The organism is Pseudomonas sp. MWU13-2100 (assembly GCF_023242365.1).
Lineage (GTDB): Bacteria > Pseudomonadota > Gammaproteobacteria > Pseudomonadales > Pseudomonadaceae > Aquipseudomonas.
Genome location: NZ_JALLIX010000031.1, coordinates 35,922 through 62,876, shown reverse-complemented (window position 1 = coordinate 62,876; position 26,955 = coordinate 35,922). Strand labels below are relative to the sequence as shown.

Genomic DNA, 26,955 nt, shown 5'->3' with positions numbered 1-26,955 from the left:
GGTGCGAGGCACCCCCAAAACCGGTGATCGCGTAATGTCGGATAAAACGCGTCGGCCGGTTTTACGACTGCTTTGCAGTCGAGCGCGGCGGTGCGGCGTTCCGACAAGCCCGCTCGCCACAAGACCGCGTCCGATCGGGGCTGGCTCGTTTGCCACAACAAGCCCGCCCGTCACACCGAGGGATCAGAACAGATCGATCGGCGCCGCCTCGTCCGCCGGCAGCGGACTGCCCGGGGCGCTGCCGCCATTGCCGATTTCATTGACCGACGGCGGCGTGTCTTCGCTCTTGAACAGCTCGAAGTAGGCGTTCGGCGTACCCGGTGTTGCCGCGCGGCCGCTGACCGGATCCACCCGCAGGCTGAGGATGCCTTCCGGCTCCGCCTGGGTGTGCAGCGGTTTGCCCTTGAGAGCGGCGCCCATGTAGTCCATCCAGATCGGCAGTGCCACGGTACCGCCGAACTCGCGGCGACCCAGGCTTTCCGGCTGGTCGAAGCCGGTCCAGACGGTGGTGACGTAATCGGCGTTATAACCGGTGAACCAGGCATCCTTGGATTCGTTGGTTGTACCGGTCTTGCCCGCCAGGTCGCCACGGCCCAGGGCCAGGGCGCGACGCCCGGTACCGAGCTTGATCACGTCCTCGAGCATGCTGTTGAGGATAAAGGTGGTTCGTCCGTCGATGATCCGCTCGGCCACCGCTGGCGCCTGGGCGGCCGGTGCCGGTGCTTCGCTGGTGCTGTTGACGGTGAACGACGGCTGGCTCGGTGCCGCAATGCCGCTGCTGGCCGCCGCACCGCTCGGCACGCTCGGTGGGTTGGCGACGAACAGGGTGTCGCCATTGCGGCTTTCGATCTTGTCGATCAGATACGGGGTGATCTTGTAGCCGCCGTTGGCGAAGGTGCTCCAGCCCGTGGCAATCTCCATTGGCGTGAGGGTCGCGGTACCCAGGGCCAGGGACAGGTTGCGTGGCAGGTCCTGCTTGTTGAAGCCGAACTTGGCGATGTAGTCGATGGTCTTGTCGACGCCCAGGCTTTGCAGCAGGCGAATCGAGACCAGGTTGCGCGACTTGTACAGCGCCTCGCGCAAGCGGATCGGGCCGAGGAAGGTGTTGGTGTCGTTTTTCGGGCGCCAGACCTTGTCCAGGTATTCGTCGACGAACACGATCGGTGCATCGTTCACCAGGCTGGCCGGGGTGTAGCCGTTGTCCAGTGCGGAGCTGTAGATGAACGGTTTGAAGCTTGAGCCCGGTTGGCGTTTGGCCTGGGTGGCGCGGTTGTAGTTGCTCTGCTCGAAGGCGAAGCCACCGACCAAGGCGCGGATCGCACCATTTTGCGGGTCAAGCGAGACCAGCGCGCTCTGGGCCGCCGGTACCTGGCTGAACTTCAGGCTGTTGTCGGCCTGGCGCTGGACGCGGATCAGGTCGCCGACCTGGGCGACGTCGGCCGGTTGCTTGGGGGCGGCGCCGAGGCTGTCGGTGTTGAGGTATGGGCGGGCCCATTTCATGCTGTCCCAGTTGACGATTTCCGGGCCGTTGTGGGTCAGTACGTGCAGGCTGGTCTTGTCCACCAGGGTGACAATGGCCGGCTCCAGGCCGTTGATGGTGCGCTGTTTGCCCAGCTCGGCGATCCAGGCGTCACGGGTCTTGCCCGGCAGGCGCGATTCCGGTCCGCGGTAGCCGTGGCGCTGGTCGTAGGCGATCAGGCCTTCTTCAACCGCATGGTTGGCCAGCTCCTGCAGGTTGCTCGGTACGGTGGTGGTGACGCGGAAGCCTTCGGTGTAGGCTTCGCTGCCATAGCGTCCGACCATTTCCGCACGGGCCATTTCGGCGATGTACGGTGCGTTCACTTCTGGCGTCGGTACGTGATAGCTGGCGTTGACCGGCTCGACAATGGCTGCCTGGTAGGCGGCCTCGTCGATCTTGCCCAGCTTGTACATACGCCCCAGGATCCAATCACGACGCTCTTTGGCGCGCACAGGGTTGGCCAGTGGGTTGAAGCGCGATGGTGCCTTCGGCAGGCCGGCGATCATGGCCATCTGGGCCAGAGTGATGTCGCGGATCGACTTGCCGTAATAAACCTGGGAGGCCGCTTCGATACCGTAGGCACGGTTGCCCAGGTAGATCTTGTTCACATACAGCTCGAGGATCTCGTCCTTGGTCAGCTGGCGCTCGATTTGCAAGGCAAGAAGGATCTCGTTGGTCTTGCGCGAGAAGCTACGCTCGCTGGACAGGAAGTAGTTCTTTGCCACCTGCATGGTGATGGTGCTACCGCCAGTCTGTATGTGTCCGCTCCTGACCAGTTGGGTTGCGGCGCGCATCAGGCTGCTGGGGTCGACGCCATAGTGGTTGGCGAAATTGTCGTCCTCGGCGCTGAGCAGGGCGTTGATAAAGTTCGGTGGAATATCGGCGAAACGCAGGGGCGTACGGCGCATCTCGCCGAATTCGGCGATCAGCTTGCCATCGCTGGTGTAGACCCTGAGCGGAATCTGCAATTGTATGCTGCGCAAAGTCTCGACGGACGGCAGGCCCGGACTAAGATAAAGAAAAGCGCCGCTCAGGACGAGCAGCAGCCCGCAGAACACGGCGACGAAAGACCACCCGAAAAACTTCAGCAGACGAATCAAGGCTTGTGGATTTCCAGATAAAAGAATGGGTTAGGCGTCAGGCTAAATTCACAGCAAGCGCGGGTTCCGCGATTTGAAAAAAACGCTGGGCATTATAAGCATTTTTGGGCGTGAGCGTCATTTGCGCTTATGTCAAGACTGCTATTAAATGCCCATCATCATAAAGGGTCCGTAAGTCGCGGATAGTAATAGGGAATCGGTAGTGCTTGGACTCTTTGGCAAAAAAGCGCATTCGCTCCTGGGGATCGACATCAGTTCCACCTCGGTAAAGCTCCTCGAATTGAGCCGTTCAGGCAATCGATATCGGGTCGAGTCCTATGCCGTGGAGCCGTTGCCGGCCAATGCCGTGGTCGAAAAGAACATCGCCGAGCTCGAGGGTGTCGGGCAGGCCCTTGCACGGGTGCTGCTCAAGGCCAAGACCAGCGTGCGCGGCGTGGCCGTGGCCGTGGCCGGTTCCGCGGTAATCACCAAGACCATCGAGATGGATGCCGGGCTTTCCGACGACGAAATGGAAAACCAGCTGAAGATCGAGGCCGACCAGTACATTCCCTATCCCCTGGAAGAAGTGGCCATCGATTTCGAGGTCCAGGGCTATTCGGCGCGCAATCCCGAGCGCGTCGAAGTCCTGCTTGCCGCCTGTCGGAAAGAAAACGTCGAAGTCCGCGAGGCGGCCCTGGCCCTGGCCGGACTCGAGGCCCAGGTGGTCGATGTCGAGGCCTACGCCCTGGAGCGCTCCTTCGGCCTGCTCGCCGCGCAACTGGCCAGCGACCACGAGAAGCTGACGGTCGCGGTGGTGGACATCGGCGCGACCATGACCACCCTCAGCGTCCTGCATAACGGTCGGATCATCTACACCCGTGAACAACTGTTCGGCGGTCGCCAGCTCACCGAGGAAATCCAGCGGCGCTACGGCCTGTCCAACGAAGAGGCCGGGCTGGCGAAGAAGCAGGGCGGCCTGCCCGACGACTACGTCAGCGAGGTGTTGCAGCCGTTCAAGGACGCCGTGGTCCAGCAGGTCTCGCGTTCCCTGCAGTTCTTCTTCGCTTCCGGGCAGTACAACGATGTCGACTACATCCTGCTCGCCGGCGGCACCGCGTCGATTGCCGGGCTCGATCACCTGATCCAGCAGCGGCTCGGTACGCCGACCCTGGTGGCCAACCCCTTCGCCGACATGGCCTTGAGCAGCAAGGTCAACGCCGGGGCGCTGGCCAGTGACGCGCCGGCCCTGATGATCGCCTGCGGTCTGGCCTTGAGGAGTTTCGACTGATGGCGCGGATCAACCTGCTGCCCTGGCGCGAGCAACTGCGCGAAGAGCGCCGCAAACGTTTCCTCACCGCCCTGGTCGGCGTGCTGGTGGCGGCGGTCGGCGTGGTCTTGCTGACCGACCAGTACTTCAGCGGCGCCGTCGACCGCCAGGTCGCGCGCAATACCTACATGAACAAGGAGATCGCCCAGCTCGACGGCCGGATCAAGCAGATCAGCGAGCTCAAGGCGCGTCGCCAGCAACTGATCGAGCGGATGAAGATCATCCAGGATCTGCAAGGTAACCGCTCCATCAGTGGGCGGATCTTCGATCAACTGGTGCGGACCCTGCCGGACGGCGTGTATTTCACAGAAGTGAAGATGACTGACAAGACCATCTCGATCACCGGTGCGGCCGAATCGAACAACCGGGTTTCGGACCTGATGCGCAATCTCGATGCCTCCGACTGGCTCACCGCGCCCACGCTGACCGAGGTCAAGGCGACCAGCGCCGGCGCGGTGGACCAGGCCAACACGTTCCAGCTGAGCGTGCGCCAGACCCAGCCAAAATCCGAGGGAGCGGTCAAATGAATCTCTCCGCCTGGATGGAAAGCCTGCGCAAGATCGACCTTGCCGACCTCGACATGCAGAACATCGGCTCCTGGCCGGCGGCGGTCAAGGTCGCGAGCGGCGTACTGACGGCGATCCTGGTGCTGGCCCTGGGTTACAACTTCTACATCAAGGACCTGACCGACCAACTGGAGCTGCAGCGCGCGACGGAAGTGACCCTCAAGGAACAGTTCGCCACCAAGGCGCACCTGGCCGCGAACCTCGAGGCCTATACCCGGCAGATGCAGGAGATGGAGGAGTCGTTCGGCGCCTTGCTCAAGCAGTTGCCGAGCGACACCGAGGTGCCGGGGCTGCTGGAAGACATCACCCGTACCGGATTGGGCAGCGGGCTGGAGTTCGAGGAGATCAAGCTCTTGCCGGAAGTCACCCAGCAGTTCTATATCGAGCTGCCGATCCAGATCACCGTGACCGGTGCCTATCACGACCTGGCCACCTTCGTCAGTGGCGTGGCGGCCCTGCCGCGGATCGTGACCCTGCATGATTTCGAGATCAAGCCGATCGCCGCGTCACCGGCTGGCGGCAACAAGCTACGCATGAGCATCCTGGCCAAGACCTATCGCTACAACGACAAGGGGCTGAAGAAATGAGCCGCTTGCATGGGATCTGTGTGACCCTGTTGGCGCTGACGCTGGCCGGCTGCGGCAACAACAACGACTTCAGCGACCTCGATGCGTACATGAAAGAAGTGCGTGCGCGGCCGGCGGGCAATATCGAGCCGACGCCGAAATTTCGCGCCTTCGAGATGTTCACCTACAGCGCCGCCGCGCTGCGCAGCCCGTTCCAGCCGCCGATGAAGGTCGATCTGGTCAATCGCCAGAAAGGCTCCCACGAGGTCAAGCCAGATCCGAATCGGACCAAGCAATTCCTCGAGGGCTTCAATATCGAGCAGTTCGAGATGGTCGGCACCCTGTCCAATGCCAGCGGCATCTTTGCCCTGGTACGCGGGGCCGGGGGTGTCCATCGGTTGAAAGTGGGCGACTATCTGGGGCGCAATGATGGCCGTATCGTGGCTATCACCGACGCCCAGGTCGAGGTGATCGAGATCGTTCCGGATGGCGAAGGCGCCTGGCTGGAACGACCGCGCACCATCCCTTTGAAAGAGCACTCATAGTGGAATTCGATATGAACAGGATTATTTCATCCCTCGGCATTTCGCTATGGATGGCGCTGGTGTCGCCGATGGTGTTGGCGGCCAACCTGAAAACCCTGGACGTGGCGGCGCTGCCCGGGGATCGGGTCGAACTGAAGCTGGGCTTCGACAGCCCGCCCGCCGCGCCCCACGGCTACACCACCGACCAGCCGGCGCGTATCGCCCTGGACCTGAGCGGTGTCACCAGCCAGTTGGTCAAGAAGACCCGTGACCTGGGCGTGGGCAACGCCCGCAGCGTGACCGTGGTCGAGGCCAAGGACCGCACGCGGCTGATCATCAACCTGACCAAGCTGGTGCCTTACAGTACGCGTATCGAGGGCAGCAATCTGTTCGTGGTGGTGGGTCAGGGTGTCGGCCCGGCCGTCCAGGCCAGCGCGCCAAGGCCCGCGGCGGCGGTGTCGGTTCCGGCGCGAGCGGCGCCCAAGCCCTATGTGGCGGTGGGGCGGGCGATCCGCAATGTCGACTTCCAGCGCGGCGAGCAGGGTGAAGGCAATGTGATCATCGAGCTGTCCGATCCGTCCATCAGCCCGGATATCCAGGAGCGTGGCGGCAAGATCAGCGTCGACTTCCCCAAGACCCAATTGCCCGACCCCCTGCGGGTACGCCTGGACGTGAAGGATTTCGCCACCCCGGTGCAGTTCGTCAACGCCAGTGTCGTCGCCGACAAGGCGAGCATTTCCATCGAGCCCAGTGGCGCCTTCGATTACTCGACCTACCAGACCGACAACAAGCTGACCATCAGCGTGCGGCCGCTCACCGTCGACGACCTGCAACGGCGTAATGCCGAGCGTTTCGTCTACAGTGGTGAAAAGCTCTCGCTGAACTTCCAGGACATCGACGTGCGTTCGGTGCTGCAACTGATCGCCGACTTCACCAACCTCAACCTGGTGGCCAGCGATACGGTACAGGGCGGTATCACCCTGCGCCTGCAGAATGTGCCCTGGGACCAGGCGCTGGATCTGGTACTGAAAACCAAGGGCCTGGACAAGCGCAAGATCGGTAATGTGCTGCTGGTGGCCCCGGCGGACGAGATCGCCGCCCGCGAGCGCCAGGAGCTGGAGTCGCAGAAGCAGATCGCCGAGCTGGCGCCCCTGCGCCGCGAGCTGTTGCAGGTCAACTACGCGAAAGCGGCGGATATCGCCAAATTGTTCCAGTCGGTGACCAGTGCCGAATCCAAGGCCGACGAGCGTGGCTCGATCACCGTGGATGAGCGCACCAACAACATCATCGCCTACCAGACCCAGGACCGCCTCGACGAGCTGCGGCGCATCGTTGCCCAACTGGACATCCCGGTGCGCCAGGTGATGATCGAGGCGCGGATCGTCGAGGCCAACGTCGGTTATGACAAACAGCTTGGCGCCCGCTGGGGCGGCAAGATCAGCGGCGGCAACTGGAACACCTCGGGTGGTTCGCCGACCCTGAGCAAACTGACCGGGCAGAGTAGCAGCACGCCGTTCGTCGACCTGGGCGCGACCACCGCCACGTCGGGCATCGGCATCGGCTTCGTGACCAACAACACGACCCTGGACCTGGAGCTCAGCGCCATGGAAAAAACCGGCAACGGCGAAGTGGTGTCCCAGCCCAAGGTGGTCACTTCCGACAAGGAAACCGCCAAGATCCTCAAGGGGACCGAGATTCCCTACCAGGAATCCAGCTCCAGCGGCGCGACCTCGGTGGCCTTCAAGGAGGCCTCGCTGTCCCTGGAAGTGACTCCGCAGATCACCCCGGACAACCGGATCATCATGGAAGTGAAGGTGACCAAGGATGAGCCGGACTACCAGAACGTGTTGAACAACGTGCCGCCGATCAAGAAAAACCAGGTCAACGCCAAGGTCCTGGTCAACGACGGCGAGACCGTGGTGATTGGTGGCGTGTTCTCCAATACCCAGAGCAAAACCGAAGAGAAGGTGCCATTTCTCGGTGATGTGCCGTATGTTGGCCGCCTCTTCCGTCGAGACATTGTCTCGGAAGCAAAATCCGAGCTGCTGGTATTCCTGACTCCGCGTATCATGAATAACCAGGCGATTGCTGTGAGTCGTTGATTCTGTGCGAAATTTGATTCTTGTAGGGCCTATGGGGGCTGGAAAGAGCACCATAGGCCGGTTGCTGGCCAAAGAGCTGCGCCTGCCTTTCAAAGATTCCGACAAGGAAATTGAACTGCGTACCGGCGCGAATATCCCGTGGATCTTCGACAAGGAAGGCGAGCCCGGCTTTCGCGACCGCGAGCAGGCGATGATTGCCGAGCTGTGTGCGGCCGACGGTGTGGTCTTGGCCACCGGCGGCGGCGCGGTCATGCGCGACGAAAACCGCCAGGCCTTGCATGCCGGCGGTCGGGTGGTCTACCTGCACGCTTCGGTGGAACAGCAGGTCGGGCGCACGGCCCGTGATCGCAATCGACCGCTGCTGCGCACCGCCGATCCGGCCAAGACCCTGCGCGACCTGTTGGCGATCCGTGATCCGCTGTATCGGGAAATCGCCGACCTGGTGGTGGAAACCGATGAGCGGCCGCCGCGCATGGTGGTACTGGACATCCTTGAACGCTTGCAGCAGCTGCCTCCCCGTTAAAGCGCGGGAGGAAATGCGCTATTCTCGACCACCGCCATGCTCGGTGTCGGTCATGGCTTAAAGCCATTGGGCCGCGTCCACACCAGACGCCGCCGACAATCGTTAATCCTGAGACTGGACGCCCGCGTCCATCTTCACTGTGGGGACACATGCAGACACTTAAGGTCGATCTTGGCGAGCGTAGCTACCCGATTCACATTGGCGAAGGGCTGTTGGACCAGCCTGGGCTGCTGACGCCGCACATTGCCGGTCGGCAGGTCGCGATCATCTCCAATGAAACCGTCGCTCCGCTCTACCTCGAGCGCCTGACCCGCAGTCTGTCGGCCTATTCCGTGATTTCGGTGGTGTTGCCCGACGGCGAGGCCTTCAAGACCTGGGAAACCCTGCAACTGATCTTCGACGGCCTGCTGGGCGCCCGTCATGACCGCCGCACCACCGTGATCGCCCTCGGCGGCGGGGTGATCGGCGACATGGCCGGCTTTGCCGCCGCCTGCTACCAGCGCGGCGTGGATTTCATTCAGGTGCCGACTACCCTGTTGTCCCAGGTCGACTCGTCGGTGGGCGGCAAGACCGGGATCAACCATCCGCTGGGCAAGAACATGGTCGGCGCCTTCTATCAGCCCAATGTGGTGCTGATCGATACCACGACCCTCAGCACCCTGCCACCGCGCGAGCTGTCGGCGGGCCTGGCGGAAGTGATCAAGTACGGCCTGATCTGCGACGAACCGTTCCTGACCTGGCTGGAAGAGCACGTCGACCAACTGCGCGCCCTGGACCAGGGCGCCCTGACCGTCGCTATCGAGCGCTCCTGCGCGGCCAAGGCCGCGGTGGTCGGTGCTGACGAGCGCGAGTCCGGCGTGCGCGCCACGCTCAACCTCGGGCACACCTTCGGTCACGCCATCGAGACCCACATGGGCTATGGTGTCTGGCTGCACGGTGAGGCCGTGGCGGCTGGCACCGTGATGGCGCTGGAAATGTCCACACGCCTGGGCTGGATCAGTGCCCAGGAGCGTGATCGCGGTATTCGCCTGTTCCAGCGTGCGGGCTTGCCAGTTATTCCGCCGGAGGAAATGACCGAAGCCGATTTTCTCGAACACATGGCAATTGACAAGAAAGTGATCGACGGTCGCCTGCGCCTGGTGCTGTTGCGCCGAATGGGCGAAGCCGTGGTAACCGACGATTATCCGAAAGAAGTTCTACAGGCCACGCTGGGGGCGGACTACCGCACTCTGGCTCAGCTTAAAGGTTGATAGGATTCCGATGACCAGTTTGCATGCCGACGAGGCTTTCCTCGGCCATTACCAGTTAAGTCACGACCCTTTCGCTCCTCGGGTGCCTGGCTTCAAATTCTTCCCCGCCCAGCGCAAGCCGGTGCTCGGGCAATTGCACCACCTGGCTCGCTACAGCCAGCTGCTGCTGGTGGTTACCGGGCCGCAGGGCAGTGGCAAGACGCTGCTGCGCCAGGCGCTGGTGGCGAGCACCAACAAGCAGTCGGTGCAAAGCGTGGTGGTCTCCGCGCGTGGTGCCGGCGATGCGGCGGGCGTGCTGCGGCAGATCGCCCAGGCACTGAATGTGGCTCAGGCCGATATCCGCGAGATCCTCAACCAGGTGGTGCAACTGGCGCTGACCGGCCAGGAGGTCTACCTGCTGGTGGACGATGCCGAGTCGCTCGACGACTCCGCCATCGAGGCCCTGCTGGCCCTGGCGGCCGGCGCGCCGGAAGGTCGCCCGCATGTTTTCCTGTTCGGCGAATCGTCGCTGATCGCGGCGCTGGAGCAGCACGGCGCGGAGGAAGAACGCTTCCACGTGATCGAATTGCAGCCCTATACCGAAGAAGAAACACGTGAATACCTGGCCCAGCGTCTTGATGGCGCCGGCCAGGGAATCGAACTTTTTTCCGCTGAGCAGATCACTGAGATTCACGAAAGCGCCGAGGGCTGGCCTGGCAGCATCAACCAGGTCGCCCGTGACGCCATGATCGAAGCCATGATCGCCAGCCGCTCCGCGGTGAAGCGTCCAAGTATGGGGTTCAAGATGCCTAAGAAGCAGGTATTGGCGTTGTCCGCCGTGGTGGTGGTTGCCGTGGCGGCGGCCTGGATGATTCCGGGGCGCAACAAGGCGCCGTCCACCGCTGGCACAACCGCTAGTGAACAGGCGCAACTGCCATTGGGGCAGGCGCCGAAGCCGAACGCCTCGGGTAATCCAACAGTGGAATTCGCCGGCAATTCGCAACCGATGCCGCTACCGTTGGTCGGTCAGTCGCAGCCGGTGATGCGCGGTCCTCTGGCTGAAGCGGCGGGCGGCAGTATTGAAGGCGATGATGGCGTCGCGCCGCCAGTTGACGGTGGTCCGGCCAAGCCGCCGACCGTCACCACCACCGCACCGCCTGTCGGCGTGCCGGCGGGCCCGACGCCGACGCCGGTGACCAAGCCGGCCCCGGTCCCGGTTGCCACCGCCAAACCGGCCCAGCCCCCGGCTCCGGTGCCCAAGCCGGCCGCCAAGGCGCCAGAGAAGGCCGTTGAGAAGCCCGCCGTGGTGGCCAAGGCTGCCGCGACCGGCCACAGCTGGTACACCGGCCAGGCGCCGGGCAACTACGTGGTCCAGATCCTCGGCACCAGTTCCGAGGCCACCGCGCAGAATTTCGTCAAGGAGCAGGGCGGCGAGTACCGTTATTTCAAGAAAGTGCTCAACGGCAAGCCGCTTTACGTGATCACCTACGGCAGCTTCGGCAGCCGCGATGCGGCCGTCAGCGCCATCAAGACCTTGCCAGCGAAGGTTCAGGCTGGTAAACCTTGGCCTCGTACTGTCGCCAGTGTCCAACAGGACCTGGCTACAACTCGCTGAAGAATCGGCGGCCTTATCCAGGCCGCCTTCCCGGCACCTCAAAATTTCCGCAAGCGCATGCTGCTTTCAAAGCCGCGTGCCTTGTGGTGTCTGCGTCATAGTGGTTTTGAGTCGTCACGGTCAAAATTCAAAAATGTTTTGACTAGCACGAGATATCGCTTTAAACCTTTCATAAATGCGACATGAATTTTCGACAGGTCGTCGTTAAATTTGTGGGCGTGAATGTCGGTGTGTACAATGACCTCCCTTTTGCCCCTGCAAAGCCGGCGTACGTTCGGCGTGGATGGTAAGCGGTTGAATTGAAAAGAAATTTGCCTCGATAAAGAGGCAGCCTGGTGAGAAAGTGTCTATGAAAGCAGGTCTGTACCAACCAGATGAATTCAAGGATAACTGTGGTTTCGGCCTGATTGCCCACATGCAGGGCGAGCCCAGTCATCACCTGTTGCAGACGGCCATTGAGGCCCTGACCTGCATGACCCACCGCGGTGGGATCAACGCCGACGGCAAGACCGGTGACGGTTGCGGCCTTCTGATCCAGAAGCCGGACCAGTTCCTGCGTACTGTCGCCAAAGCGACATTCGGTAGCGATTTGCCCAAGCAATATGCGGTGGGCATGGTGTTCTTCAATCAGGACCCGGTCAAAGCCGAAGCCGCCCGCGAACACATGAATCGTGAAATCCTCGCGGCCGGCCTGCAACTGGTGGGCTGGCGCAAGGTGCCGATCGATACCAGCGTCCTTGGCCGCCTGGCCCTTGAGCGCCTGCCTCAGATCGAGCAGGTCTACATCGGCGGCGAAGGCCTGAGTGACCAGGCGTTCGCCATCAAGCTGTTCAGCGCCCGTCGTCGCTCGTCGGTGGCCAATGCCGCCGACACCGATCACTACATCTGCAGCTTTTCCCACAAGACCATCATTTACAAAGGCCTGATGATGCCGGCGGACCTCACCGCCTTCTATCCGGACCTCAGCGACCCGAGCCTGAAAACCGCGATCTGCGTGTTCCACCAGCGCTTCTCCACCAATACCCTGCCGAAATGGCCATTGGCGCAACCGTTCCGCTTCCTGGCGCACAACGGCGAGATCAACACCATCACCGGCAACCGCAACTGGGCCCAGGCCCGGCGCACCAAGTTCGCCAACGACCTGATCCCCGACCTCGACGAATTGGGCCCGTTGGTCAACCGCGTCGGCTCCGACTCCTCGAGCATGGACAACATGCTCGAGCTGATGGTGACCGGCGGTATCGACCTGTTCCGCGGCGTGCGCATGCTGATTCCGCCGGCGTGGCAGAACGTCGACACCATGGACGCCGACCTGCGTGCGTTCTATGAATTCAACTCCATGCACATGGAACCGTGGGACGGTCCGGCGGGCGTGGTGATGACCGAAGGTCGCCACGCGGTCTGCCTGCTCGACCGCAACGGCCTGCGTCCGGCCCGTTGGGTGACCACCAAGAACGGCTATATCACCCTGGCGTCGGAAATCGGCGTGTGGAACTACCAGCCGCAAGACGTTATCGCCAAGGGCCGCGTGGGACCTGGGCAGATCTTTGCCGTGGACACCGAAACCGGCCAGATCCTCGACACCGATGCCATCGACAACCGCCTGAAGTCGCGCCATCCGTACAAGCAGTGGCTGCGCAAGAACGCCTTGCGCATCCAGGCGACCATGGAAGACAACGACCATGGTTCGGCGTTCTACAATGTCGAGCAGCTCAAGCAGTACATGAAGATGTACCAGGTCACGTTCGAAGAGCGCGACCAGGTGCTGCGTCCGTTGGGCGAGCAGGGCTACGAGGCGGTCGGCTCCATGGGCGACGATACGCCGATGGCCGTGCTGTCCCAGCGCGTGCGCACGCCGTACGACTATTTCCGCCAGCAGTTCGCCCAGGTGACCAACCCGCCGATCGACCCGCTGCGTGAAGCCATCGTCATGTCGCTGGAGATCTGCCTCGGTGCCGAGCGGAACATCTTCGAAGAGTCGCCGGAGCACGCCTCGCGGGTGATCCTCAGCTCGCCGGTGATTTCCCCGGCCAAGTGGCGCTCGCTGATGAACCTCGAGCGTCCGGGCTTTGCTCGCCAGGTCATCGACCTGAACTACGACGAGAGCGTCGGGCTGGAAGCGGCGGTACGCAACATCGCTGATCAGGCCGAAGAAGCCGTGCGTGCCGGACGGACCCAGATCGTCCTCAGCGACCGCCATATCGCCCCAGGCAAGCTGCCGGTGCACGCGTCCCTGGCGACCGGTGCCGTGCACCACCGCCTGACCGAGAAAGGCTTGCGCTGCGACAGCAACATCCTCGTGGAAACCGCCACGGCGCGCGACCCGCACCACTTTGCCGTGCTGATCGGTTTCGGTGCGTCGGCGGTCTATCCGTTCCTGGCCTACGAAGTGCTGGGCGACCTGATCCGTACCGGCGAAGTGCTGGGCGATCTCTACGAAGTCTTCAAGAACTACCGCAAGGGCATCACCAAGGGCCTGCTGAAGATCCTCTCGAAAATGGGGATTTCCACCATCGCTTCCTACCGCGGCGCGCAACTGTTCGAAGCCATCGGGCTGTCCGAGGAAGTGGTCAACCTGAGCTTCCGTGGTGTACCGAGCCGGATCAAGGGCGCGCGTTTCGTCGACCTCGAAGCCGAACAGAAACTGCTGGCGGCCGAGGCCTGGAGCGCGCGCAAGCCAATCCAGCAAGGTGGCCTGCTGAAGTTCGTCTACGGTGGCGAATACCACGCCTACAACCCGGACGTGGTCAGCACCCTGCAAGCCGCCGTGCAGCAGGGCGACTACGCCAAGTTCAAGGAATACACCGCGCTGGTGGACAACCGTCCGGTGTCGATGATCCGCGATCTGTTCCAGGTGAAAACCCTGGACACGCCGCTGTCGATCAGCGACATCGAACCGCTGGAGTCGATCCTCAAGCGCTTCGACTCCGCGGGTATTTCCCTTGGCGCCTTGTCCCCAGAGGCCCACGAAGCCCTGGCCGAAGCCATGAATCGCCTGGGTGCGCGTTCCAACTCCGGCGAAGGCGGTGAAGACCCGGCGCGCTACGGCACCATCAAGAGCTCGAAAATCAAGCAGGTGGCCACCGGTCGTTTCGGTGTGACCCCGGAGTACCTGGTCAACGCCGAAGTGCTGCAGATCAAGGTGGCCCAGGGCGCCAAACCCGGCGAAGGCGGGCAACTGCCCGGCGGCAAGGTCAACGGCCTGATCGCCAAGTTGCGTTATGCGGTCCCGGGCGTGACCCTGATCTCGCCACCGCCGCACCACGACATCTACTCCATCGAAGATTTGTCGCAGCTGATTTTCGACCTGAAACAGGTCAATCCGCTGGCGCTGGTCTCGGTGAAACTGGTGGCGGAAGCCGGTGTCGGCACCATCGCCGCCGGCGTGGCGAAAGCCTATGCCGACCTGATCACCATTTCCGGTTATGACGGCGGCACCGGTGCCTCGCCGCTGACCTCGATCAAATACGCCGGTGCTCCGTGGGAACTCGGCCTGGCCGAAACCCACCAGACCCTGCGTGGCAACGACCTGCGCGGCAAGATCCGGGTGCAGACCGACGGTGGCCTGAAAACCGGCCTCGACGTGATCAAGGCGGCCATTCTCGGCGCCGAGAGCTTCGGCTTTGGTACCGCGCCGATGATCGCCCTGGGCTGCAAGTACCTGCGTATCTGCCACTTGAACAACTGCGCCACCGGTGTCGCGACCCAGAACGAGAAGCTGCGCAAGGATCACTACATCGGGACCGTCGACATGGTGGTGAACTTCTTCACCTACGTCGCCGAAGAAACCCGTGAGTGGCTGGCCAAGCTCGGTGTGCGCACCCTTGAGGAGCTGATCGGACGTACCGATCTGCTGGAAATCCTCAAAGGTGAAACCGCCAAGCAGAACCACCTGGACCTGACGCCGCTGTTGGGCAGCGATCATATTCCGGCGGACAAGCCACAGTTCTGCCAGGTTGAGCGCAATCCGCCATTCGACAAGGGCCTGCTGGCCGAGAAGATGGTCGAGATGGCCTTGCCGGCGATCAAGGACTTGAGCGGTGCGGACTTCTCTATGGATATCTGCAACTGCGACCGTTCCATCGGCGCGCGGATCTCCGGTGAAATTGCCCGCCTGCACGGCAACCAGGGCATGGCCAAGGCGCCGATCACCTTCCGCTTCAAAGGGACGGCGGGTCAGAGCTTCGGTGTGTGGAACGCCGGTGGCCTGCACATGTATCTGGAAGGTGACGCCAATGACTACGTAGGCAAGGGCATGACCGGCGGCAAGCTGGTGATCGTTCCGCCTAAAGGCAGCATCTACAAGACTCAAGACAGTGCCATCATCGGCAACACCTGCCTGTACGGTGCAACCGGTGGCAAGTTGTTTGCGGCGGGTACGGCGGGTGAGCGTTTCGCGGTGCGTAACTCCGGTGCTCACACCGTGGTTGAAGGCACGGGCGACCACTGCTGCGAATACATGACCGGTGGCTTTGTCGCGGTTCTGGGCAAGACTGGCTACAACTTCGGTTCGGGCATGACCGGCGGTTTCGCCTACGTGCTGGACCAGGACAACACCTTCGTCGACAAGGTCAACCATGAGTTGGTCGAGATCCAGCGGATCAGCGGCGAAGCGATGGAATCCTATCGCAACCACTTGCAGCATGTGCTGGACGAATACGTCGAGGAAACCAATAGCGAATGGGGTCGCAACCTCGCTGAAAACCTTGATGATTACCTGCGTCGTTTCTGGCTGGTCAAGCCCAAGGCTGCCAACCTGAAATCGTTGCTTTCCAGCATCCGTGCCAACCCGCAGTGATATGCGCCTGAAGAGTTTGATGAGGTTTTAACATGGCTGAACGTCTGAGTAACGACTTCCAGTTCATCGATGTCGGGCGCAAGGATCCGAAGAAGAAACTGTTGCGTCAGCGCAAGAAAGAGTTCGTGGAGATCTACGAACCCTTCAAACCCCAGCAGTCGGCCGACCAGGCCCACCGCTGCCTGGGTTGCGGTAACCCGTATTGCGAATGGAAGTGCCCGGTGCACAACTTCATTCCCAACTGGCTGAAGCTGGTGGCCGAGGGCAATATCCTCGCCGCCGCCGAGCTGTCCCACCAGACCAACACCCTGCCGGAAGTCTGCGGTCGGGTCTGCCCGCAGGATCGTCTGTGCGAGGGTGCCTGCACCCTCAACGACGGTTTTGGCGCGGTGACCATCGGTTCGGTGGAGAAGTACATCACCGACACCGCGTTCGCCATGGGCTGGCGTCCGGACATGTCCAAGGTCAAGCCGACTGGCAAGCGGGTCGCGATCATTGGTGCCGGTCCGGCGGGCCTGGGCTGTGCCGACGTGCTGGTGCGCGGCGGGGTGACCCCGGTGGTGTTCGACAAGAATCCGGAAATCGGTGGCCTGCTGACCTTCGGCATCCCCGAGTTCAAGCTGGAAAAGACCGTGCTGAGCAATCGTCGCGAAGTCTTCAGCGGTATGGGCATCGAGTTCCGCCTCAACACCGAGGTGGGCAAGGACGTGACCATGGAGCAACTGCTCGCCGAATACGACGCCGTGTTCATGGGCATGGGCACCTACACCTACATGAAGGGCGGCTTTGCCGGCGAGGACCTGTCGGGGGTGTATGACGCCCTGGACTTCCTCATCGCCAACGTCAACCGCAACCTGGGCTTTGAAAAGTCGCCGGAAGATTTCGTCGACATGAAGGGCAAGAAGGTCGTGGTCCTCGGTGGTGGCGATACGGCGATGGACTGCAACCGTACCTCGATTCGCCAGGGCGCCAAGTCGGTGACCTGTGCCTATCGGCGTGACGAGGCGAACATGCCCGGCTCGCGCAAAGAGGTGAAGAACGCCAAGGAAGAAGGGGTGAAATTCCTCTACAACCGCCAGCCGATCGCGATTGTCGGTGAAGACAAGGTCGAAGGCGTGAAGGTGGTCGAGACCCGTCTCGGCGAGCCGGATGCCCGTGGCCGCCGCAGCCCCGAGCCGATCCCGGGCTCCGAGGAGATCATCCCGGCCGACGCCGTGGTCATCGCCTTCGGTTTCCGTCCGAGCCCGGCGCCGTGGTTCGAGCAGTTCAGTATCCAGACCGACAGCCAGGGCCGTGTGGTGGCGCCGGAACAGGCGCAGTTCAAGCACCAGACCAGCAACCCGAAGATTTTTGCCGGTGGCGATATGGTGCGTGGTTCCGACCTGGTGGTGACGGCGATCTTCGAAGGGCGCAATGCCGCTGAAGGGATCCTCGATTACCTGGGCGTCTGATCCGTCTGGTCGAACTATGGCTTTATTGTGGCGAGCGGGCTTGTCGGAACGCCGCACCGCCGCTCTGGGCTGCGAAGCAGTCCTAAAACCTGTGACTGGTTCTGCCTGACACAATGTAGTCGCTGGTTTTAGGGCCGCTTCGCGCCCCGGCGCGGGCGAGCCCGCTCGCCACAAGGGGGGTATCTGCTGTTACAACGGCAAATCGCTCGCTCCAGCATTACCGCGACAAATTGACCCGATAGACAAAAGGCACGGCTCTTGCCGTGCCTTTTGCGTCGCGCTCTGAGAAAATGCCCGCACTTTTTTTGCGGATGCCGACATGACTGCCCTGAAGAACGACCGTTTCCTTCGCGCCCTGCTCAAGCAACCCGTGGACGTCACCCCTGTGTGGATGATGCGCCAGGCCGGTCGCTACCTGCCGGAATACCGCGCCAGTCGCGCCAAGGCCGGCGACTTCATGAGCCTGTGCATGAACCCGTCTTTCGCCTGCGAAGTCACCATGCAGCCCCTGGATCGCTACCCGGGCCTGGACGCCGCAATCCTGTTCTCCGACATCCTGACCATCCCCGACGCCATGGGTCAGGGCCTGTACTTTGAAACCGGCGAAGGCCCGCGCTTCAGAAAGGTCATCAGTACCCTGGCCGATATCGAGGCACTGCCGATCCCCGATCCGCAGAAGGACCTGGGTTATGTCATGGACGCGGTCGGCACCATTCGCCGCGAGCTCAATGGCCGCGTGCCGCTGATCGGCTTCTCCGGCAGCCCCTGGACCCTGGCCACCTACATGGTCGAAGGCGGCTCGTCGAAAGACTTCCGCAAGACCAAGGCCATGCTCTACGACAACCCCCAGGCCATGCACCTGCTGCTGGACAAGCTGGCGCAGTCGGTCACTTCCTACCTCAACGGGCAGATCCTCGCCGGCGCCCAGGCCGTGCAGATTTTCGACACCTGGGGCGGCAACCTCTCGGCGGCGGCCTACCAGGAGTTCTCCCTGGCCTATATGCGCAAGATCGTCAGCGGCCTGATCCGCGAGCACGAGGGGCGCAAGGTGCCGGTAATCCTGTTCACCAAGAACGGCGGCCTGTGGCTGGAAAGCATCGCCGAGGCGGGGGCCGATGCCCTGGGCCTGGACTGGACCTGCGACCTGGGCGAAGCCCGTCGTCGCGTCGGTCACCAGGTCGCCCTGCAGGGCAACATGGACCCGACCGTGCTCTACGCCAAGCCCGAGGCCATCCGTAGCGAAGTGGCGCGTATTCTCGCCAGCTACGGCGAGGGTTCCGGCCATGTATTCAACCTTGGCCACGGCATCACACCCGAAGTCGACCCGGAACATGCCGGTGCATTTATCAATGCGGTGCACGAGTTCTCCGCCCAGTACCATCGCTGATTCTTCCCCCGTGTGTTCAATGACCCCGCCTCGGCGGGGTTTTTGCGTTTAGTCCTTCGCAGTTTTCCTTTTCTTGATGCTACTGGCTCATGTGTCGCCATACATTCGGCCCGCCGCCCGGATAACGACCGGCTTATAGACCCGTCCGTACCGCCTTCCTCTTGGCTCTGTCGGAGTATTCTTTTTCTGAACGTTAATACGGAGATATTTGTTCGATGTCTTCAGGAGTTTTCGTGTTTTGTTACAGATTTTCCGGGAAAAACTCAGCGGCAGGGTGAATAAGTTAAGTGCAGAGCTGTCGTGCGATATCACAAGATTTTTCCTACATATAAAAAAATCCAGGTTCGTACAATGCGTGCTCTGAAGTTCAATTCGCGGGAGTGGTTGCTCGATACACCACTTCTGATTGTCGAGACTCTTTGAAGGTAATCCTGGGTAGGACGCGGGCCTTTGTTCGAGGGGCGGGTCTGCTTTTTTGAAACGTGCCTTTTTGAAAAAAAATTGATGAAGTGCGGAACTTTTGCGGTTGATCTCTGCGGTCAGGATGGCTGCATGGATCGATTGAATACCGATGGAAGTAAAAAGGGGCAGTGCATCTCGGAGGGATGTCTTGCAACCCAATAAATATGATAAGTCTGGAGTTGATTCGAATGGAAAGAAAGATGTCGGCGCTTGGCAAGGCGGGGTGTGTGTCTTCCCTGGCGGTTATCGCGACCCTGGTCGCTTCGCAGCATGTCGCCGCGCATGGTTACCTGAATGATCCGCCATCCCGGGCCTTTGCTTGCCAGAAGGGCCTGAACAAGGATTGCGGTCAAGCGCAGTACGAACCGCAGAGCGTCGGTGAAACCACCAAGGGCTTCCCCAATGGCGGGGTGGCTGACGGCAAGATTGCCAGTGGTGCGATAGAACTGTTCTCCGCCATGGATGTGCAGTCGGCCAATCGCTGGTACAAGACCGAAATCCTCGATCGCACGATCAACTTTGACTGGTACTACAGGGCCACTCATCCGGCGACCAAGTATGAGTACTTCATTACCAAGAACGGCTGGAACCCCAACCTGCCGCTGGCCCGCGCGTCGTTCGACCTGACTCCGTTCTGTTTCGTCGACGCCGGCGGCCGCCTGCCCACCGACCAGCCCCAGGGCAGCAACGGCCCGGCGCGGGAGAAGCACGAGTGCCAGATCCCGGCCGACAAGAGCGGGCATCACGTGATCCTCGGCATGTGGACCGTGCATGACACCGGGGGGGCGTTCCACAACGTGGTCGACGTGAATATCGTCGCCGAGGAACTGGCACCGGATGGCTGGCACACCGTCGGTAACATCACCCCGACCCAGACCCTGCTGGCCGGTGACAAGGTCAAGGCCCGGGCCATGACCGGTGAGGGTGAAAGCTCCAGCTACAGCACTGAAATCACCATCGCCGATGACGAAGAAGGCAAACCGGAGAACTGGGCGTTCAAGCTGGCCGAGCAGGTCAACCAGGGCCAGACGCTGGTCCGCGCCGGTGTCCGTGGCGAAGACGGTGCCATCGAGCCGGTCAAGGGGGTGAACAAGCTGTTCGCCAAGGCTGAAAGCGGCGTGAATCGTTATGAGCTCGACGTACTGATGCAGGAAGACGCCGATGCCGATATGAAGATTTCTGCCATCGCCAGCAACCTTGAGCTGAAGGAAGGCCGCCTGGCGATGCCGTTCCCGGTGCTCACCAACCGGAAAATGAACATCGAGGCCACGGTCTTCGATGCCGCCAACAAGCCGGTGGGTAGCATGACGCAACTCGTGGAAGCGGGTAGCAGCCAACTGAGCGTGGATGTGCGCAGCGAGCCGGGTGCCCATGAGCTCAAGCTGGTCGGCGTGACCGTCGACGGTCGCACTACCCGCCAGGACCTGGCGTCCGTGGAGCTCGGCGGCGAGGGCGGCAGCCAGGATTACGACTTCGTCTATCCGCAAGGCATCGACAGCTATCAGTCCGGGACCAAGGTCCTGGCCGAGGACGGTAACGTCTACGAGTGTCTGCCATTCCCCGCTGGTGGCTGGTGCAAGATCAACAGCCATCACTACAAGCCGGGTGTCGGGCCGAACTGGCCGGACGCCTGGGTCGCTAAATAACCACTGAGGTTGTGCGCCGGGCCGCTGAGCGGCCCGGCGTACTTCATTTATGGGTGATTTTACTGATGAGTGTTATTACCGGATTTTAGGTGAGCGCCAATTGTTTTATTCAGGAACACGCATCTTTCTTCACTGGTTGTCGGCGGCCGTTATTTTATGGGCGTTGATCAGTGGCTTTTATGTGGCGTTATTTGATGTTTCGTGGGTGCTCAAGGAGGCAGTCAGTTTTTTTAATGTGTCCCTCACGACACTGTTTATTCCTTTTTTTGTGGTCAGGGCTTTTCTTTCTTTTTTCCAGGAGCGGCAGATGCTCCGCACGCCTGCGCAGTGGACGGCTTTTTGGGTTCACAAGTGTATGTATCTGGTGACGGGTGTGGTGCTGACCAGCGGGGTCATGATGATGGACAGGGCGATCAATGTATTTGACGTTCTTTCTATTCCCGCGCCCCTTGAAAGTGCCGGGCTCATTGCTGTTTTCAAAAAGATCCATGATGTTTCCTGTGTGGTTCTGGCGGTCTTGGTTGTTTTGCATATGGGCGCGGTGATCCGTCATGAAGTGTCCGGTCATCGAATACTCAGGCGGATGCTGTGGTGAGGGCGCGAGTCCTCAGGCACGCAAGACGCTTCTTGAGTCTTGCGTTGTGCTCGCTGCCGCTGGGTTATGCGGTGGTGTCGTTGTGGAGCGAACAGACCTTCCGGCAGACCTTGCCCGCGCTGCCTATCGCCCAGGCCGCCAGCCGATCGACGGCGGTCGAGCGTGTGCCGCTCAACCACGCTGCCGTGGCCACCGTGATGGGGCTGGTGGCCCAGGGCCCGCTGGCCCGCAGCGCCGAACCCTTGAAGCTGCAGGCCAGCTTTGTCTCCAGTTCGGGCGACTCCCGTGCACTGCTGGCGGGGGCCAACGGCCAGCGGATCTACCGGGTGGGAGAAAGCTTGCCGGGCGGCAGCGTCCTGCGCCGGATCGAAATCGGCCGGGTGCTGCTCTGGCGTAACGGTCGCGAGGAATTGTTATCGCTGGAGCCGCCGGGCCGTATCACCTTGCAGGCCCTCAAGGACCCCGCTCCTGGCGCCGCTGCAGCAACGTCTTCCCTTTATCTTCGACCGACGGCCGCGTCGCGTCAGAGTGAGTAAATGAACAGAACTTTCGAATCTGGCCGGCGCTGCCTGAAGCTCGCGAGCCTGATCGTCAGCCTGATGCTGGCATCGGGCGCGCTGGCCGATGAGCCGCAATGGCAGCTGGCGATGAACGATGCCGAGCTGCGCGATGTGGTGCGGGAAATGTCCGCGATTCTCGGCACCACGGTGGTGCTCGACCCGCGGGTGCAAGGGCGGATCACCGTTCTTTCCGAGCAGCCCCTGGACCGTGAAGGGGTTCGCCGGCTGTTCTATTCGGTGCTCGACGCGCATAACTTCACGGTGATCGACGAAGGCGAGCGCATTCTCATCGCGCCCGTGGCCGATGCCCGCACCCGCGCCAGCCGCGCCGAGACTGCCAGCGCCCAGAGCGGCCAGTTCGTCACCGAAGTGGTGGCGCTCGGCAGCAGCGTCGCGGCGGATATCGCCGGGCTGGTACGGCCGCTGGTCTCGGTCAACGGATATATCGGTCCGTCGGCGTCGGCCAATGCCTTGGTCATCACCGACAGCGCGGCGAACGTCCGGCGGATCGCGAAGATCGTCCGGCAGTTGGACCTGGGGCAGAAGAATGCCCATGACGTCATCCAGTTGCGTCACGGGCTGGCGAATGAATTGGCGCGGATGATGGAGCAATCCCTGGGGCGGCAAGGCGCCGAATCGGGGAGCCAGGTCATTGCCGATTCGCGCAACAATCGCCTGGTGATCATCGGCACCCAGGATGTACGCAAGCGCCTGGGCGATCTGGCGCGTTCCCTCGATACCCCGGCGGCGGCGGTGGCCGACAATGCCCGGGTGATCCATCTGCGTCACAGCGATGCCAAGCAGTTGGCCGAAGTGCTGGACGCCATGGGTCAGGGGCTCGGCCAGGAAGCCGGTGCCGCCACCAGCCGGGACGCGGTTTCCAGCAAGGCGGTGGTCAAGGCCGATGAAAGCCAGAACGCCCTGGTGCTGATCGCCGAGCCGACCCAGGTGCGGACCCTGGAAAATATTGTTCGGCAACTCGACCTGCCGCGTTCGCAGGTGTTGATCCATGCAGCCATTGTCGAGATTTCCGGGGATATCAACGAAGCCCTGGGGGTACAGTGGGGCGGCGAGTCGGGCAGTGCCCAGGGTGGGGTCCTGTTTGCCGGTGCCGGTATTACCCTGCCCAAGCTCAGTGATCCCAAGGCCACGCTTCCCGATGGTGCGGTGCTGCGGGTCGGCAACGATCGCTTCGGCATGCTGGTCTCCGCCCTGGCGAGCAACACCCACAACAATGTGCTGTCCACCCCCAGCCTGCTGACCCTGGACAACCAGGAGGCGGAGATCCTGGTGGGGCAGAACGTGCCGTTCCAGAGCGGCTCCTACCAGACCTCCGGTGCGGGTACCGACCGACCCTTCAACACGGTCACGCGGCATGATATCGGGATCAAGCTGAAGATCCGCCCGCATATCAACGAAGGCTCGACCCTGCGCCTGCAGGTCGAGCAGGAAAACTCCGAACTCGCCAAGAGTGCGGAGATTACCAATGACCTGATCACCAACAAGCGCTCCCTGAAGAGCACCATTCTCGCCGACGATGGCGAGATCATCGTGATCGGCGGGCTGATCAAGGACAGTGTCCGTGTCCAGGAAAGCGGCGTTCCGTTGCTGCGCGATATTCCGTATCTGGGAGCTCTGTTCCGCTGGAGCAGCGAAAAGCACGAAAAAACCAATTTGATGGTGTTCCTGCGTCCGACCATCGTCCGCTCCAGGGAGGATATCGCCGAGGTCAGCGAGAACCGCTACAACGCCTTGCGCAAGCTCAGCCAGCCCGCCGCGGGGAAGAGCAACTCGCTGTTGTTGCCGCACGAGGCCCGGGAACTGTTCGATGGACATGACGGCGAGCCGGCGATAGACCTGCGACGGCAGAAGGCCGGGACACCATGAAGCCGTGCCTGCCATTCGGTTTTGCCCGCCGCTATGGGCTCTTGCTGGAGCCGCGAGGCGAGGGCGCGTGCCTATCGATCCGTGCTGACACACCCTTGAGCGCCGTGTCCGAGGCCCGGCGCCTGATCGTCGGTGAACTGCCGTTGCAGCTGCTTGACGAGCCGCTGTTCGCCGCCCGCCTCGCCGCCAGCTATAGCGACGGCCATAGCGCGGCGCAGGAGGTGGCCCAGGGTCTGGATGACGAGCTCGACCTGATCAGCCTGGCCGATCAACTGCCGCAGACTGCCGACCTGCTGGAGCAGGAAGGGGACGCGCCGATCATTCGCCTGATCAACGCATTGCTCGGCGAGGCGGTACGCGAGAAAGCCTCGGATGTGCATCTGGAGACCTTCGAGCACAGCTTGTCGGTGCGCATGCGCATCGACGGCCAGTTGCGTGAAGTGCTCAAGCCCCGGCGGGAACTGGCGAACCTGCTGGTGTCACGAATCAAGGTCATGGCCCGGCTGGATATTGCCGAGAAACGCGTGCCCCAGGACGGACGGATCGCGTTGCGGCTGGCCGGGCATGAGGTCGACGTGCGGGTCTCCACCTTGCCCTCGGCCCACGGCGAACGGGTGGTCCTGCGCCTGCTGGACAAACAGGCCGGCCGCCTGGATCTGCAACGCCTGGGCATGCCGGCGGATACCCTGGAGCGCTTCCAGCGCATACTCGGCAAACCCCACGGCATCTTCCTGGTCACCGGCCCCACCGGCTCGGGCAAGACCACCAGCCTGTATGCGGCGCTGAGCAGCCTCAACGACCAGACCCGCAATATCCTCACCGTCGAAGACCCCATCGAGTACCACTTGCCGGGCATCGGCCAGACGCCGGTCAATCCCAAGGTCGAGATGACCTTTGCCCGGGGGTTGCGGGCGATTTTGCGACAGGACCCGGATGTGGTGATGGTCGGGGAGATCCGCGACCGCGAAACCGCCGAGATCGCCGTGCAGGCTTCGTTGACCGGGCATCTGGTGCTGTCGACCCTGCACACCAACAGCGCGGTGGGCGCGGTCACGCGGCTGCTGGACATGGGCGTGGATGCCTATCTGCTGGCATCGTCCCTGGTCGGAGTGCTGGCCCAGCGCCTGGTGCGCACCCTGTGCCGCGAGTGCAGGAGCGCCTATGTGGCGGACCCGACCGCCTGCCAGCGCCTGGGCGTCGAGTCGAGCAATCCGCCGAGGCTATTCCGGGCCGAGGGCTGCGAACACTGCCAGCAAGGTTATCGCGGCCGTATCGGGCTCTACGAACTGATCGGCATCACCCCGGCCCTGGCAGAGCTTATCCACAACGGTGCCAGCGAAGCCGAGCTGGTCCGTGAAGCGCGGACGGCATCGCGCAGCCTGTTCCAGGATGGCCAACGGCTGGTTCTCGAAGGCAGCACCAGCCTCGATGAATGGTTGCGCGTCACCCAGGAGGACTGAAGATGCCGGCTTTCGATTATCAGGCCCAGGATACCAACGGTCGTCGCTGTCGCGGCCAGCAGGAGGCCGACAGTCCACGTCATGCCCGCCAGTTGCTGCGAGCGCGCGGCCTGTTGCCCACGCAGCTGAAAAGTGCGCGCGGCCACACGGGCACAGGCCATGGTTCCAACCGTTCCGTCGGCTTGAAGGCCAGCGAACTGGCCTTGCTGACGCTGCAACTCTCGACCTTGATCCAGGCCGGTTTGCCACTGGAAGAGGCCTTGCGGGCGGTGGCGGCGCAGAGTGACAAGCGCCGGGTCAGCAACCTGCTGGCAGCGGTGCGTAGCCGGGTCATGGAAGGTTACGACCTGGCGTCGGCGCTTGCCGGTTTTCCCAAGGCATTCCCGGACATGTTCCGGGCCAGCATCGCTGCCGGCGAACGCGCCGGGCACCTGGGTGCGGTGCTCGAACAGCTTGCCGAATACACCGAGGCTCGCCAGCAGGCCCGCCAGCAGATCCAGATGGCATTGGTCTATCCGCTGATCCTGCTGTGCTCTTCGCTGGCCATCGTCGGCGGGTTGCTCGGCTACGTGGTGCCGGATGTGGTGAAGGTCTTTATCAACAACGGTCAGGCCTTGCCCCTGCTGACCCAGGGCCTGATTGCCCTGAGCAGTGGCCTGCAGCGTTATGGCTGGCTGCTGTTGCTGGGGCTGGCGGGGCTGGTCCTGCTGGTGCGCTGGGCGCTGGCCCGCCCCGCCGTGCGCTGGCGCTGGCATGCCGGGTTGCTGCGTGCGCCGCTGATCGGCGGTGTCCTCAAGGCCATGGAGGCCTCCCGTTTCGCCAGCACCCTGGCGCTGCTCGGCAAGAGTGCCGTGCCCCTGGTGGACGCCCTGGAAATCGCTGCGGCGGTGATCGGCAACCTGCCGATTCGCACGCGGATGGGCGAGGCCGCGCGTTCGGTGCGCGAGGGCGGAACCCTGACCCGTGGTCTGGAGCGCAGCGGCGATATCCCGCCGTTGATGCTGCACATGATCGCCAGCGGCGAACGCGCCGGCGAACTCGACAGCATGCTCGCCCGTGCCGCCGAGCAGCAGGAGAAAACCCTCGCGGCGCGGATCGCCCTGATGGTGAGCCTGTTCGAGCCGGCGATGCTGGTGATCATGGGGGCTATCGTGCTGTTGATTGTCATGGCGATTCTGTTGCCGATCCTTAGCCTCAACCAACTGGTGAACTGATCTTATGAAAACCTCTGGAACACAGCGACAAGGTGGTTTCACCCTGATCGAAATCATGGTCGTGGTAGTGATTATCGGCGTGCTCGGGGCGATGGTCCTGCCGCAGTTCATGAGTCGTCCTGACCAGGCCAAGGTCACCGCGGCCCGCGCCGATATCAAGGCTGTCGGCACCGCACTGGAAATGTACCGGCTCGACAACTTCCAGTACCCCTCGACCCAGCAGGGGCTGGAGGCGTTGGTCAAGCGGCCGCTGGGCGTGCCTGAGCCGCGGAACTGGAACCCCCAGGGCTACTTGAAAAGGCTGCCGGTGGATCCCTGGGGCACGCCTTACCAATACCTGAGCCCGGGCACCCGGACCCAGGGCTATGACCTGTATTCCTTTGGCTCCGACGGCGTATCCGGCGGCGAAGACTTTGCCGCCGATATCGGCAACTGGAGCGATTGA

Annotated in this window: 19 protein-coding genes; 18 read left to right on the top strand and 1 reads right to left on the bottom strand. The window is 62.3% G+C overall.

What is annotated here, in order from left to right:
- Nucleotides 1–183: 183 nt before the first annotated feature.
- Nucleotides 184–2,616, bottom strand: coding sequence for a penicillin-binding protein 1A (locus tag M5B99_RS20515; protein ID WP_412548750.1), 2,433 nt, complete (start codon nt 2,614–2,616; stop codon nt 184–186).
- A 205-nt stretch (nt 2,617–2,821) separates the two neighbouring features.
- On the opposite strand from M5B99_RS20515, the gene M5B99_RS20510 reads away from it, so the two are divergent.
- The 18 genes from M5B99_RS20510 (at nt 2,822) to gspG (ending at nt 26,955) form a co-directional block, all read left to right on the top strand.
- Nucleotides 2,822–3,886 (top strand): pilus assembly protein PilM, encoded by a 1,065-nt coding sequence (locus tag M5B99_RS20510; RefSeq protein WP_248805745.1) that lies wholly within the window; start codon nt 2,822–2,824, stop codon nt 3,884–3,886.
- Nucleotides 3,886–4,452 carry a PilN domain-containing protein gene (locus tag M5B99_RS20505; protein ID WP_248805744.1) on the top strand — a complete coding sequence of 189 codons (567 nt, stop codon included), beginning with the start codon at nt 3,886–3,888 and terminating at the stop codon, nt 4,450–4,452. The genes M5B99_RS20510 and M5B99_RS20505 overlap by 1 nt, the downstream gene beginning before the upstream one ends.
- A complete protein-coding gene (gene pilO / locus M5B99_RS20500) occupies nt 4,449–5,078 on the top strand; it encodes a type 4a pilus biogenesis protein PilO (protein WP_248805743.1) in 630 nt (209 codons plus the stop codon). Before M5B99_RS20505 ends, pilO begins: the two co-directional genes overlap by 4 nt.
- Nucleotides 5,075–5,602, top strand: coding sequence for a pilus assembly protein PilP (locus tag M5B99_RS20495; RefSeq protein ID WP_248805742.1), 528 nt, complete (start codon nt 5,075–5,077; stop codon nt 5,600–5,602). The genes pilO and M5B99_RS20495 overlap by 4 nt, the downstream gene beginning before the upstream one ends.
- Nucleotides 5,603–5,613: 11 nt before the next feature.
- The gene (gene pilQ, locus M5B99_RS20490) at nt 5,614–7,683 is read left to right on the top strand and encodes a type IV pilus secretin PilQ (RefSeq protein WP_248805741.1); all 2,070 of its coding nucleotides are present in this window, start codon (nt 5,614–5,616) and stop codon (nt 7,681–7,683) included.
- Between the two features lie 4 nt (nt 7,684–7,687).
- Nucleotides 7,688–8,206, top strand: coding sequence for a shikimate kinase AroK (aroK, locus tag M5B99_RS20485; protein WP_042935610.1), 519 nt, complete (start codon nt 7,688–7,690; stop codon nt 8,204–8,206).
- A 149-nt stretch (nt 8,207–8,355) separates the two neighbouring features.
- The gene (gene aroB, locus M5B99_RS20480) at nt 8,356–9,456 is read left to right on the top strand and encodes a 3-dehydroquinate synthase (RefSeq protein WP_248805740.1); all 1,101 of its coding nucleotides are present in this window, start codon (nt 8,356–8,358) and stop codon (nt 9,454–9,456) included.
- A 10-nt stretch (nt 9,457–9,466) separates the two neighbouring features.
- Nucleotides 9,467–11,050 (top strand): AAA family ATPase, encoded by a 1,584-nt coding sequence (locus tag M5B99_RS20475; RefSeq protein WP_248805739.1) that lies wholly within the window; start codon nt 9,467–9,469, stop codon nt 11,048–11,050.
- A gap of 349 nt (nt 11,051–11,399) precedes the next feature.
- Nucleotides 11,400–15,848 (top strand): glutamate synthase large subunit, encoded by a 4,449-nt coding sequence (gene gltB, locus M5B99_RS20470; RefSeq protein WP_248805738.1) that lies wholly within the window; start codon nt 11,400–11,402, stop codon nt 15,846–15,848.
- A gap of 32 nt (nt 15,849–15,880) precedes the next feature.
- Entirely contained in the window at nt 15,881–17,299 is a 1,419-nt protein-coding gene (locus M5B99_RS20465; RefSeq protein ID WP_248805737.1) for an FAD-dependent oxidoreductase, read from the top strand.
- Between the two features lie 319 nt (nt 17,300–17,618).
- Nucleotides 17,619–18,686, top strand: a complete 1,068-nt coding sequence (gene hemE, locus M5B99_RS20460) for a uroporphyrinogen decarboxylase (protein WP_248805736.1) — start codon at nt 17,619–17,621, stop codon at nt 18,684–18,686.
- Between the two features lie 650 nt (nt 18,687–19,336).
- Nucleotides 19,337–20,794 carry an N-acetylglucosamine-binding protein GbpA gene (gene gbpA, locus M5B99_RS20455; RefSeq protein WP_248805735.1) on the top strand — a complete coding sequence of 486 codons (1,458 nt, stop codon included), beginning with the start codon at nt 19,337–19,339 and terminating at the stop codon, nt 20,792–20,794.
- Nucleotides 20,795–20,843: 49 nt separating this feature from the next.
- Complete coding sequence (locus M5B99_RS20450) at nt 20,844–21,389, top strand: cytochrome b (protein ID WP_248805734.1); 546 nt, start codon at nt 20,844–20,846, stop codon at nt 21,387–21,389.
- A gap of 32 nt (nt 21,390–21,421) precedes the next feature.
- On the top strand, nt 21,422–21,925 hold the full coding sequence (locus tag M5B99_RS20445; protein ID WP_248805733.1) for a type II secretion system protein N: 504 nt from the start codon (nt 21,422–21,424) through the stop codon (nt 21,923–21,925).
- Entirely contained in the window at nt 21,926–23,836 is a 1,911-nt protein-coding gene (gene gspD / locus M5B99_RS20440) for a type II secretion system secretin GspD (protein ID WP_248805732.1), read from the top strand. It abuts the gene before it with no gap.
- Nucleotides 23,833–25,296, top strand: a complete 1,464-nt coding sequence (gspE, locus tag M5B99_RS20435) for a type II secretion system ATPase GspE (RefSeq protein WP_248805731.1) — start codon at nt 23,833–23,835, stop codon at nt 25,294–25,296. The genes gspD and gspE overlap by 4 nt, the downstream gene beginning before the upstream one ends.
- Nucleotides 25,297–25,298: 2 nt before the next feature.
- A complete protein-coding gene (gene gspF, locus M5B99_RS20430; protein ID WP_248805730.1) occupies nt 25,299–26,510 on the top strand; it encodes a type II secretion system inner membrane protein GspF in 1,212 nt (403 codons plus the stop codon).
- A gap of 4 nt (nt 26,511–26,514) precedes the next feature.
- Entirely contained in the window at nt 26,515–26,955 is a 441-nt protein-coding gene (gene gspG, locus M5B99_RS20425) for a type II secretion system major pseudopilin GspG (protein WP_248805729.1), read from the top strand.